This window comes from Hyalangium sp., assembly GCF_035629615.1.
In the GTDB taxonomy this organism is placed as follows: Bacteria; Myxococcota; Myxococcia; order Myxococcales; family Myxococcaceae; genus Hyalangium.
In genome coordinates this window covers 1-11,835 of the sequence record NZ_DASPHO010000786.1, presented here as the reverse complement: position 1 = coordinate 11,835, position 11,835 = coordinate 1, and the positions used below count along the sequence as shown (strand labels likewise).

Annotated in this window: 10 protein-coding genes; 3 read left to right on the top strand and 7 right to left on the bottom strand. The window is 69.6% G+C overall.

Translation table 11 applies throughout. The features are described 5' to 3' along the window. Positions 1 to 178: 178 nt before the first annotated feature. Positions 179 to 1,648 (bottom strand): hypothetical protein, encoded by a 1,470-nt coding sequence (locus tag VD972_RS39425; protein WP_324994121.1) that lies wholly within the window; start codon positions 1,646 to 1,648, stop codon positions 179 to 181. Between the two features lie 127 nt (positions 1,649 to 1,775). After that, positions 1,776 to 2,219, bottom strand: coding sequence for a thioesterase family protein (locus VD972_RS39420; protein WP_324994119.1), 444 nt, complete (start codon positions 2,217 to 2,219; stop codon positions 1,776 to 1,778). Positions 2,220 to 2,260: 41 nt separating this feature from the next. On the opposite strand from VD972_RS39420, the gene VD972_RS39415 reads away from it, so the two are divergent. Then, positions 2,261 to 2,740, top strand: coding sequence for a cupin domain-containing protein (locus VD972_RS39415; RefSeq protein WP_324994117.1), 480 nt, complete (start codon positions 2,261 to 2,263; stop codon positions 2,738 to 2,740). A 14-nt stretch (positions 2,741 to 2,754) separates the two neighbouring features. On the opposite strand, the gene VD972_RS39410 is transcribed toward VD972_RS39415, so the two are convergent. The 3 genes from VD972_RS39410 to VD972_RS39400 form a co-directional block, all read right to left on the bottom strand. Further along, positions 2,755 to 3,219 carry a hypothetical protein gene (locus VD972_RS39410; RefSeq protein WP_324994115.1) on the bottom strand — a complete coding sequence of 155 codons (465 nt, stop codon included), beginning with the start codon at positions 3,217 to 3,219 and terminating at the stop codon, positions 2,755 to 2,757. A 104-nt stretch (positions 3,220 to 3,323) separates the two neighbouring features. Beyond that, complete coding sequence (locus VD972_RS39405) at positions 3,324 to 4,526, bottom strand: DUF819 domain-containing protein (RefSeq protein ID WP_324994113.1); 1,203 nt, start codon at positions 4,524 to 4,526, stop codon at positions 3,324 to 3,326. Then, positions 4,523 to 5,548 carry a dipeptide epimerase gene (locus VD972_RS39400; protein ID WP_324994111.1) on the bottom strand — a complete coding sequence of 342 codons (1,026 nt, stop codon included), beginning with the start codon at positions 5,546 to 5,548 and terminating at the stop codon, positions 4,523 to 4,525. Before VD972_RS39400 ends, VD972_RS39405 begins: the two co-directional genes overlap by 4 nt. 93 nt (positions 5,549 to 5,641) lie before the next feature. Between VD972_RS39400 and VD972_RS39395 the strand changes: the two genes are divergently transcribed. Next, positions 5,642 to 7,048 carry a M20/M25/M40 family metallo-hydrolase gene (locus tag VD972_RS39395; RefSeq protein WP_324994109.1) on the top strand — a complete coding sequence of 469 codons (1,407 nt, stop codon included), beginning with the start codon at positions 5,642 to 5,644 and terminating at the stop codon, positions 7,046 to 7,048. A gap of 181 nt (positions 7,049 to 7,229) precedes the next feature. Beyond that, the gene (locus tag VD972_RS39390) at positions 7,230 to 8,366 is read left to right on the top strand and encodes a C39 family peptidase (RefSeq protein WP_324994107.1); all 1,137 of its coding nucleotides are present in this window, start codon (positions 7,230 to 7,232) and stop codon (positions 8,364 to 8,366) included. Positions 8,367 to 8,420: 54 nt separating this feature from the next. Here the strand turns inward: VD972_RS39390 and map are convergent, their stop codons facing one another. Together map and VD972_RS39380 are read right to left on the bottom strand one after the other, a co-directional pair. Beyond that, the gene (map, locus tag VD972_RS39385) at positions 8,421 to 9,416 is read right to left on the bottom strand and encodes a type I methionyl aminopeptidase (RefSeq protein ID WP_324994105.1); all 996 of its coding nucleotides are present in this window, start codon (positions 9,414 to 9,416) and stop codon (positions 8,421 to 8,423) included. Between the two features lie 95 nt (positions 9,417 to 9,511). After that, positions 9,512 to 11,835 (bottom strand): S8 family serine peptidase (locus tag VD972_RS39380; protein WP_324994103.1); only part of this gene is annotated, 2,324 nt, incomplete at its 5' end.

The window sequence follows — 11,835 nt, the reverse complement described above, 5'->3', positions numbered from 1 at the left end:
CTCACCCCTGCTCATTCAGAACATCGCCCGGTGGAGCGCGGCGCCGCCTGCCCTCATTGCCCACCTGCTCAAGCAGGAGGCGGTGCGGCGGCAGCCGCAGCTCCGGACGCTGCTGCAACGTCACCCCAATGCCCCCGCGGACGCGCGCCGCGGGGAGCACTGAGGAGAGGCCCGAGCCTTACTGGCAGTCGCGCGTCTCGAAGTGGCCGAGCAGCGGGTGGCTGCCCTGGGCTGCGGCCTCCTTGCCCACCAGGCACTTGCCCGCGGGCACGGTGACAGTCGCGTCCTTGCCCTGCAGCGTCAGCTCACCCGACACCACCTGCAGGCCGCCTGGGAAGCCCGTCGTCGTGTTGGCGTCCACCGGGCGGATGCTCGGCGCGCTGCCGCCGCTCAGCCGCACGCGGTAGGACTGGTCCTCATAGAAGGAGGGCACCTCGGCCTTCGGATCCACCTTGAGCGGCGCCAGGAAGAACTTCGTGGCCAGGTCGAACTCGGGGAGCACACGCACCAGCGGCAGGCCGTCCGCGCCCTTGGAGAGGTTCAGGTCGAAGTGCCGGCCGGACAGCGCGTTCAGGTCCGCGGTGAAGACCTTCGTGCCGTCCAGGCTCATGTAGCTCTGCGCATCGCCCAGGCCCACGTGGGCGACGACGAAGTCGTTCTGCCCCTCCTCGGCGCTGAACTCGAAGGACATGCCGGACAGCGAGTACACCACCTGCTGGCTGGAGAGCCCCGAGTCACCACCGTACGGGCCCTTGTACTCGGTGGCGCCCAGGTTCAGCCCGAAGCTCAGGCGCTTCGCGTTCGCATCCATGCGCAGCTCGGACAGCGGAGCGGCCTTGGCCGTGGAGAACACGTGGGTGGCGCCGTCCTCCTCCACCTCGAAGCGGAGGGCGTCCAGGATGCTGGTGCTGAAGGTGAGGTCCTGCGGGGCGTTCTCCGTCAGGCGCAGCTCCACCTTGCCCACCATCACGCGCGGCAGCTCCGTCACGGCCTCAGGGGCCAGGAAGAGCACCGCGTCCTTCGCCTCGCCCAGGTCCACCACCACGGCCATCGTCTTCTCGCCGAAGCTCAGCACCAGCGGCTCGTCGCGCTGGGGGCCGAACTGGAAGCCCAGGTCCAGGCCATCATTGTCCGTGCTGGTGGCGCGGATGCGCAGCTCCAGCTGGTCCACGGCCTTCACGCAGTCAGCATTCGCGGGAACCTCTCCCGTGGTGCATACGTCCTCACCGGTGATGCGGAAGAGGGTGGAGTCGCCCTCCGTGCCCTCGACGTTCGCCTCGATGAAGATGCGCTCCCTCAGGTACTTCTCCACCAGCGCCGCCTGCGCCTCCGCTTCCGTGGGGTCGGACGGGATGGGGTTGCTCGGAATCGAAGAGGAACAGCCCTCGGGGTCCGTGCACGGGGTCGACGGAGAGCCCGTCAGGGGCACCGAGCCAAAGGCCTTCTGCAGGAGGGTGGCCGTAGAGCCCATGCTCTCCATGGCAGACAGCTCGCCCATCGCGCGCGCGCTGGCGCTTGCGGCGCGGATCATCTCACTGCTGCGACCGGCGGTAGTCTCGGAGACCTCCTTCGCGGTCGGCGCATCGCTGCAGCCAATTCCTCCGAGCGCAATCATCAGGGTTCCGGACAGCCAGAGCTTCGTCTTCATGCCTGTTCTCCTTGGTCAGACGGGGCGTGGCGGCAGGAGCAAGCGCTACGCCAGCGAACCAACGGCGTAACCCCCCGAGATCCCGCGCCCCGTTGCCCCCATGTTAAGGAGACCCCTGACATCCCTGTCAGGCAGGGGGCGTGAAGGGTCGGCCCTCGAGCCCCTCGATCGCGGCACGAACCTCGGCTGGCACGGGGATCTTCTCGTAGGAAGGGTAGCGGATGGTGACGATGACACCGCCGCCCCGGGCGTAGAGGGTGCCCTTGTCCGCGTCGGCGACGGCGTACTCCATGGTGATACTGGAGCGGCCTATGCGGGATACACGCGCACCCGAGATGAGGTTCGCGGGAAAGACGATGGGCTGGAGGTAGTCGGCGTTCGTGGCCGCGAGGATGGGGCCGATGCCCGAGTGCCCCGCGCCCACCAGCCCGATGCGGGTGAGATAGGTGATGCGCGCGGACTCGAACCAGACGAAGAAGCGCGCGTTGTTGGCATGACCGTACGCATCCATCTCGCTCCAATGGAGGGGGAAGCGCACGGTGATGGGGTAGTCCTTCAAGGCATCCGACATGGGCTCCATGGTGCGGGCGAGGGCGTGCTAAATCCAGGGACATGACGCGTCCCCGGATGATCCTCCCCCTGCTGGGCGCCGCGGTGCTGGGCATGACCGCGCTGTCCTGGGCGGGCGAGCCTGCCGCGGCTCCCCGCTACCGCGTGTCCACGAAGGAAGCGCCGCGCCACCTGATTGCCAACGGCAAGGGCTCGGCCACGCTGCTGCTCAACGCCTCCACAGGCGCCACGGCCGCCTCCATGACGCTGCTGGAGTTGGGCAAGGGCGCGGGGGTGCCCGAGCACGTCCACGAGTCGAGCGCGGAGATCCTCTATGTCGAGGACGGCGCCGCGGAGATGACGGTGAGCGGGCAGAAGCTGCGGGTGGAGCGAGGGGACGCGGTGTACATCCCTGCTGGAGCGAAGCACTCGGCGCAGGTGGTGTCCGAGGGTCCGTTTCGGGCAGTGCAGGTGTACGCCGGTCCAGGGCCCGAGCAGCGTTTCACCCAGGGCCCGCGCGTGGACAAGAAGGACGGGAACTGAGGGACCCGCGCCCGTCAGTCCCAGTCCAGGGGCGCGAAGCACTCGCCGCACTGGCGTTGCGCAAGGTCCAGCCACTCCAGCGCCTCTCGCAGCACGGCCTCCGTGGGCCCGCCGTGGATGTCCAGCACGGCGTAGAGCGTACCGAAGCGGTTGGCCACAGCGAGCCGCGCCGCACCCGGCGAGGCTCCGAGCTCCTGAGCCAGCTCCCGTGAGATGCGCCCCTCCGAGTCCTCGAGCGCTCCGGGGAGCAGTGGCTCGCCCGGCCGGCCCGAGGGCACGACCGAGATGACTTCGATCTCCTCCTGACTCCAACGAGGAGCCCGCTCCATGAGTGCCCGGTGAAGCGCCTGGCAGATGTCGCAGCCGGGGTGCAAGAGCGCCACCAGCATGTCTCGCCGTTGCCAGGCATCCAGCGTGCCGCGCGGCGGCCCGCCCGCCACTGGGAGCTGGAACAGGGGAACCTCGCGTCGCTCTGGCATCCTCACACCTCCCTGGACTCCTGAAGAGATAACACCCGGGCTCACGCGAGGCAGGCTCACCGCTCGAAGACGGCCTGCCATAGCGAGCCCCGGCTCTTCCTGCCTCAGTGGAGAAGCCGGTACACCTGCTCGAGCATCGCGGCGCTGATCAGCCCACCATAGGTGCCGAGCACGTAGCCGAGCACTGCCAGCAGCACGCCCACCGGAGCCAGAGCCGGGTGGAAGGCCGCCGCCACCACGGAGGCCGAGGCCGTGCCGCCCACGTTCGCCTGAGAGCCCACCGCCGCGAAGAAGATGGGAGCCCGCAGCAGCCGCCTCACTCCCAGGATCACTGCCGCGTGGAATGCCATCCACAGCATTCCCACCGCGACCAGGGCCGGCGCGTCCAGGAGGCGACGGAACTCGGCCTGCGCGCCAATGGTGGCCACCAGGAGATAGAGGAACACCGAGCCCACGCGGCTGGCCCCTGCTCCCTCCAACTTCCGCACCGGGGTGAACGAGAGCACCACCCCCACCGTCGTCACCAGCAGCACCACCCACGTGAAGCCCGTCACCACGCTGCCCAGGTCCGGCAGCTTCGAGGCAAGCACGGTACATCCCACCGTCACGCCGAAGGCGATCGCCAGCATCCACAGCAGATCCGCCAGGGTCACGGGCCGAGCGGTCTCCGCCTGGAGGCGCTCTACCTCGCCCCGCACGGCGTCCAGCGTCCGCCGGTCCGCCCCTATCTTCGCGTCCATCTTCTGTTCGCGGCCCGCGAAGGACAGCAGCACCGCAGTCCAGATGTTGGAGACGCCCACGTCCACCACCACCATCATGCTCAACGTGCTGTCGAGCGCCCCCACGCTCTGGCCGATGGCCACGAAGTTCGCGCTGCCGCCGATCCACGAGCCGCTCAGCGCCGCCAGCCCCTTCCAAGCCTCTTCCCCCAGCTCCGCCGGCACCATCCACCCCAGCGCGAGGTACGCCAGCGGCCCGCCCAGGACGATGCCCGCCGCCCCGGCCAGGAAGATCACCACCGCATTGCGTCCCAGCCGGGCAATCGCCGGCAGATCCACGGACAGCACCAGCAGCACCAGGCTGGCCGGCAGCAGGTACACCCGCACGAAGCGGTACAGCTCGGACTGCAAGGGGATGATCCCCAGGTTCGAGAGCAGCGTGGGGACGAAGTAGATGAAGACGAGCAGCGGCACCACGCGGAAGAACCGCTGGAGCAGCGGGTGCCGATCGGCCAGGAACAGCAGGCCGACCACGCAGATCAGCACGGCGAGCACCGACATCGGGTCCTGGATGAGTGCCGGCTTCACGCGCGAGTCCGCGGCTCCACGCCGAGCCCGGGCCCATCCCCGAGCTGGATACGCCCCTGCACCACCGGATGCCCGCGGAACGGGTCCTCGGAGATGAGCAGGTTGCCGTCCAGGTCCAGCCAGTCCGCGAGGGGCCCCAGGTGCGCCGCCGCCGCGATGCCCACCGACGTCTCCACCATGCACCCGATCATCACCTTCAGCCCGCACGCCCGTGCCACGTCGATGATGCGCAGCGTCTCGCGGATGCCTCCCGCCTTCTGCAGCTTCACGTTGATGCCGTGATAGCCCTCGGCCAGCCGCGGCACGTCCGAGGCGCGGATCAGCGCCTCGTCCGCCACCAGCGGCAAGGGCGAGCGAGCCCGCAGCCACTTCGCGCCCTCGACATCCGCCGCGGGCAGTGGCTGCTCCACCAGCTCCACGCCCTGGGTGGCCATCCACTTGATGTGCTCGAGCGCCTCCTCCGGGCGCCACGCCTCGTTCGCATCCACGCGAACCACCTTGGACGTGGCGGCCCGCACCGTGCTGAACACCTCCCGTACGCGCTCGGCGCCCAGCTTCACCTTGAGGATGGGGTACGGCTCCGCCTCGCGCACCTTGCGCGCCAGCGTCTCCGGGTCGTCGATGCCAATGGAGAAGGACGTGATGGGCATGCGTGCAGGATCGACTCCGAGCAGCCGGTACAACGGCACCCCGAGCGTCTTGCCCGCCAGGTCATGCAGGGCGATGTCCACCGCCGCCTTGGCCGCGCCGTTGCCGGGCAGGGCCTCCTGAAGCGCCTCCGAGATGTCGCGGAAGTAGCGCAGGTCCCGGTCGAGCCCCCGCTCCAGGGTGCGCAGGGCCTCCAACACCGTCTCCGCGGACTCGTGGTAGCGCACGTTGGGCGCGGCCTCTCCCACGCCCACGTGTCCCTCGGAGCGCAGCTCGACGACGACGTTGCGCTTCGAGGTGCTGGTGCCTCGGGAGATCGTCCAGGCGTGGCGCAGGGGCAGTTCGATGACGCGAGGATTCAAAGAGGGGGGCATGGGCGGTAGGACTCTCCAGGTCGGTGGGCCCTCTAGCACGACTTGCCTGCGATGAGGCATTGCGGCATCGGGCGGGGTACAACGCACCCGTTCATGCGCTACCTCCCTCTCTGCCTTACCCTCGTCGCCCTGGGTTGCAGCCACGCCGCTGGCCCGGCTTCCCCCTCCCGCCCGCGCGCTGCCGAAGAGCTCCGAACGCTGCTCGCCGAGCTCGTCGCGGTGGACACCTCCAATCCACCCGGCAACGAGACCGCCGCCGCCCAGGTGGCCGCGCGGTGGCTGCGCGAGGCCGGCATCGAGGCGGAGATCATCGAGCCTGCTCCCGGACGCGGGAACCTCCTGGCGCGGCTGAAGGGCAGCGGTGGCGGGCGTCCCCTCCTCGTCCTGGCGCACCTGGACACGGTCCCCGCCAAGCGAGAGGAGTGGGCGACCGATCCGTGGCAGCTCACCGAGCGCGACGGCTTCCTCTATGGGCGCGGCGTGCAGGACAACAAGGGCATGGCGGCCGCGAGCGTGCTGGCGCTGCGGCGGCTCCAGCGCGAGGGCGTGAAGCGGTCGCGAGACATCGTGCTGTACCTCGGCGCGGACGAGGAGGTGGGCGCTGGCCATGGGCTGGAGTGGATGCTCGCGAACCGCTCGGAGCTGCGCGAGGCCGAGTTCGCCCTCAACGAAGGGGGCCTCACCGAGCTGGCCGCGGATCGGCGCCGGGTGCAGTTCGTGGCCCTCCAGGCCGCCGAGCGCGTCTTCCGGAACGTGGTGCTCAAGGCCACCGGCCCCGGGGGCCACTCGTCCGCGCCACCCGCGGACCCCAACCCGCTGGTGCGCGTGTCCGCGGCGGTGGCTCGAATCGGTGCCCTCACCTTCCCGGCCCGGCTGACTCCCGCCGCGCGACTGCACATCCAGGGACGCGCTCCCAGGACTCCCGGGGAGCTGGGAGAGGCGTTGAAGCGCATCGCCGCCTCGCCTGACGCGCCTCCGCAGGACGCCGTGGACACGGTGGCCCGGCTGGATCCCGCGCTGGCTGCGGTGATGCGCTCCACGTGCACCCCCACCGTCTTCCAGGCCGGCACCCGCTCCAACGTCATCCCCACCACCGCCGAAGCCACCATCAACTGCCGGCTACTGCCGGATGAGGACGCCAAGGCGCTCCACGCCCGCCTCATCGCCGCGGTGGCCGACCCCTCTGTCCAGGTGGAGATGAACACGAGCCCGCCCGACTCGCCCATGTCGCCCGTGGGGGACAACGCGATGTTCCGGGCCGCGAAGACCGCCGCCGCCAAGGTGTGGCCGGGGGTGCCCGTCATCCCCCGCCAGTCCACCGGCACCACCGAGTCCGCCATGCTGCGCAGGGCCGGCATCCACGCCTACGGCATCGATCTCTTCGCCCTCACCCCCGAGGACGCGCGCACGGCACACGCGCCCAACGAGCGCGTCCCGGTGGCCTCGCTGCAGCCGGGTGCCGAGTTCGTCTACCTGCTGCTCCGAGAGCTGGCGCGGTAGCTTTCGAGACAGGCCTACCAGGCGGCGAGGCGGTTGCTCTGTGCGCAGCGTCAGGCTCGTGATTAGCTCCGCGCCCGTGAACGCTCGTCCTCTCTTCCTTCTGGGTCCCCTCCTCGCCCTGACTGCGTGTGCAGGTTGGTCTCGATCTTCTGACGGAACAAACCCCGTAACGGAGGAGCCGGTGGCGCGACAGTGGCGCATCAGCGCGGCGACGCGCGACTTCGAGCGTCTCTCCCGGGATGGCACCGTGCTGGTCAGCGATGGCGCGCTGGAGCTGGATGCGGCAGCACCTCCCGGCACCACGCCGTTCCCCGCTGGCAAGGAGGGAGGGCCTCCACCGGTTGAGAGCTACCGCTTGGGCACGGCCCTCCTGGCGGAGTACCCCGTTCCCAACGGCTTCAACAGCGCCGTGCCCTCCCTGGAGGCGCTCACCCCGCCGGGCACGTGGGTGCGGGTGACGCTCGCCGCGCGCGTCGATGGGACCTGGACGAAGGAGTACGACTTCGGCCCGTGGGCCTCCGACAAGAGCACCGTGTCCCGGCGCAGCGTGAACGGCCAGGAGGACGAGCTCGGCAAGGTCTTCACTGACACGCTCGTTCTGAAGAAGCCCGCGGAGGCGCTGCGCGTGAGGGTGTGGCTCTACTCCTCCCAGCCGGGGGTGAGCCCTCGCGTCCGCGCCCTCTCGCTGGCGCTGAGTGACGGCACACGCACTCCCACGGATGGGACCTCGGACCGGGTGGCCTGGGGCACCGTGCTGGACGTGCCAGGCCTCTCGCAGATGATCTACCCGGATGGCGGACCCGTGTGGTGCTCGCCCACGTCCACCACCATGTTGCTCGGCTACTGGGCCAGGAAGCTCAACCGCCCGGAGCTGGCCGAGGCCGTGCCCACCGCGGCCGCCAACACCCTCGACGAGGTCTACGAGGGCACCGGCAACTGGAGCTTCAACGTCGCCTACGCCTCCGCCATGGGCGGCGGCGCTCTCCACGCCATGGTGGCTCGGCTGGACTCCTTCAGCCAGGTGGAGCGCCTCATCGCCGCGGGCATCCCCGTGAGCATCAGCATCGCCTACAAGGAGGGCGCGCTCACGGGCGGCGCGTCCCGCAAGACGGACGGGCACCTCATCGTCGTGAAGGGCTTCTCCCCCGAGGGAGACGTGGTGGTCAACGACCCGGCCTTCCCCAGTGACGACAAAGTGGAGGCCGTCTACAAGCGCGACGAGCTGTGGCGCGCCTGGCGTCACTCCGGCGGCGCCGTCTACCTGCTCTGGCCCGCGGGCAGTCCCCTCCCCGAGGGCGCGCTCCACGCCGTGCCCTGAAGCGCGCTGGGAGTCCGCGTCACTCCGTGACCTTGTGGACCGACGCTTCCAGCGTCAGGGCACCGTGAGGATCTCCACACCCTGCTCTGTCACGAGGATGGTGTGCTCGAACTGGGCGCTGCGGCTGCCGTCCGCGGTGACGGCCGTCCACGCATCGTCCCACGTGCGGTGCTGCCAGTGGCCCAGGTTGATCATCGGCTCGATGGTGAACGTCATCCCCGGCTTCATGATCGTGTTGGCGTCCGCCTCGTAGTAGTGGGGGATCTGCAGCGAGCTGTGGAAGCGCTCGCCAATCCCGTGCCCGCAGTAGGCCCGCACCACGCTCATGCTGTGCTTCGTCGCGTGCTCCTCGATGGCGCGGCCAATCTCATTGATGGGCCGGCCGGGCCTCACCGCCGCGATGCCCAGCTCCAGGCACTCCCGCGTCACCCGCACCAGCCGCTCGGAGTCCGGATCCACCTTGCCCACGAAGAACGTCGCCGAGCAGTCCCCGTGGACGCCGTCCAGGAAGATGGTGATGTCCAGGTTGACGATGTCCCCTTCCTCCAGCGCGCGGCTGTCGGGGATGCCATGGCAGATGACCTCGTTCACCGAGGTGCACAGCGACTTGGGGTAGCCGTGGTAGTTCAGGGTGCTCGGGTAGCCACCCAGCTGGATGTAGGCCTCGTGGGCAATGGCGTCGATCTCGTCTGTGGTGATGCCCGGCCGCACGGCCTTGGCGGTGAGCTCCAGCACCTGGGCCGCCGCCTTGCCCGCCCGGCGCATCCGGGCGATGACGTCCTCGCTCTTCACCTCGGACAGCTCCCCCGAGCGGCTGGGGCGGCCCGTCTCCGCATAGTCCGGACGCGGGATGTGGAGGGGCACGGTGCGACGAGGGCTGATGACGCCCGGCCGGATGCCCCGACGCTGGGTGTCCGGCCCCTTCTTCCGGGCCTCTGCGGCGTCTGCGCCGCGGTGGCACTTCTTGTACTTGGTGCCGCTGCCGCACCAGCAAGGATCATTGGGCCCAGGGAGCACTGCGGGGGCCTGACGGGCGAATTGAGTCGTCATCACCGCCTTCTATAACCCGTGGACGCACCCCAGCGCACGGCTCTTGGTGGCGGGGGGGCCTGGAAGACAGCGGCCCCCCCGCTCGCCCGCCTGCATCAGCGGGTGATCGTCAGCGACGTGTCATCCACGATGAAGCCCGTCTGGTAGAAGTCGTCCTCCGTGGCCTTGAAGGAGAGCCGGACGGTCTGCCCCTTGTAGGCCGCCAGATCGAAGGTCCGCTGCACGTAGGCACTGCCCCCGTCCAGGTTGCTGTAGGTGGCCAGCGTGCCCAGCACCGTGCCCGAGCTGTTCTGCACCTCCACCACGAGCGAGTCATAGATGGGGCCGATGGTGAACTCCTCGGTAGAGACCCGCAGCCAGAACGTCAGCGCCGCGGAGCAGGCTGACGCCGGCACGGTGACCGTCTGAGTCAGCGTGTACGTGGCCGGCAGGGCCTTGCCTCCCAGCAGCGCCCTCCAGCTCCCGGTGCGCGCCGTGCTGGCGTCGCTGGCGATCACGCCACTGGTGGCGCTCCAGCTCACACTGCCGCTCTCGAAGCCTGGGTTGAGCAGGAGCTGCTCGGTGATGCCACAGCCTCCCGAGGTATTGCTCACGGTGACGGACACCGCGCTGGAGGTGCCCACGTTGCCCGCGGCGTCATAGGCCCTGCTGGTCAGCGCATGGCTGCCATTGGCCACGGTGGAAGTGGTCCAGGAGATGCTGTAGGGGGTCGAGGTGTCCGCGCCGATGAGGGTGCTGCCGGCGTAGAACTCGACCCGGGTGACGCCCACGTTGTCGGAGGCGCTGGCGCTGACCGTCACCGTGCCGCTGAGCGTGGCTCCCGCGCTGGGAGCGGTGAGCGCCGTCGTCGGCCGAGTGGTGTCGCCGCCGCCACCGCCACCACCACCCACCGCGAAGATCAGATCGTCCCGCTCATTCCAGCTGCTCGTGTCGCAAGGACTCGCGCTGCCAAGGAAGCGGTAGACGCCACGGATCGCCTGGAGGCTCCCGGACGGCAGCGTGTACGAGGCGCTCAGCGTCTGCAGGCCGCCTGCCCCAGGTTGCAGCGTGGTGATGTAGGTCCAAGAGGGGCTGTTGGCGTTCGACGTGTAGTACAGGTCCAGCGAGTCCCAGTCGGGGAGCGCGAAGGCCCACACCTTGGCCTCGATGGTGACCGTCTTGCCGGCCGCGAAGTTCGTCCCGTCGCTGGTGAAGACCTTCAGCGACTCGAGCGTCTCATCGCGCTGGTAGGTGCCGCTGGCGCCGTCCGCGCAGGAGTTGTTGATCGTGTTGGGAGCGTTCAGCTCGGGGCCGAGGGGGCCACGCCCCTTCACCAGGTTGCCGGTGGCGCAGAGCGCTCCCACCGTGCCGCACTTGGGCGCCTTGAGCGTCGCGTCATAGGAGGCGTAGCCCGGGTTGTTGACGGAGACGGTGGTGGAGGTGCTGCCGCCGGAGTTCCCGGCCGCGTCGTGGGCCCGGGCCACGATGCTGTGGCTCCCGTTCTCCACCGTGGTGCTGGGCCACGAGAAGGAGTAGGGGGCGGAGCTGTCGCTGCCAGCGAAGACTCCATCCACCTCGAAGTCCACCCGCGTGACGCCCACGTTGTCCGAGGCGCTCGCCGAGAGCGTGACGTTGCCGGAGACGGTGGCCCCCTGGGAGGGCGCGGTCAGCGTGGCGGTGGGCGGGGTGGTGTCCTCGTTGCCCGACGGCGGGATGAAGCCGATGTACAACAGCACGTTGGGCGAGCCCGCACCCGGGTCGCTCACCTTGCCGGCCGTGCCGTTGCTGACCAGCGCGTTGCGCACCTGCAGCGGCGTCGCGGTGGGGTTGCGCTCCAGGTACAGCGCCGCGGCGCCCACCACATGCGGGGTGGCCATCGACGTACCGCTGATGGTGTTGGTAGCGGTGTTGCTGGTGTTCCAGGCGGAGGTGATGCTCTCGCCCGGGGCGAAGATGTCCACGCAAGTGCCGAAGTTGGAGAACCATGCCCGGGCGTCCGCGTTGTTGGTGGCTCCCACGGTGATGGCCGTCGGAGTGCGGGCCGGCGAGTAGAGGCAGGCGTTCGCGTTGTCATTGCCCGCGGCGACCGCGTACGTCACCCCCGAGCTGATGGACCGGGCGACCGCGTCATCCAACGCCTGGTTGGCGTCACCGCCGAGGCTCATGTTCGCCACCGCCGGGGACTGGCGGTTCGCCGTCACCCAGTCCACGCCCGCCACGATGCCCGCCTCCGTGCCCCCGCCCTCGCAGTTGAGCACGCGCACCGCGTGCAGCGTCACGTTCTTCGCCACGCCGTAGGTGCTGCCACCCACCGTGGCGGCCACGTGGGTGCCGTGGCCGTGGCAGTCGTTGCCATTGCTGCCAATCACGTCAAAGCTGTTGCCCATCCGCCCGGCGAACTCCTGGTGCGTCAGGTGGACGCCGGTGTCGATGATGTACG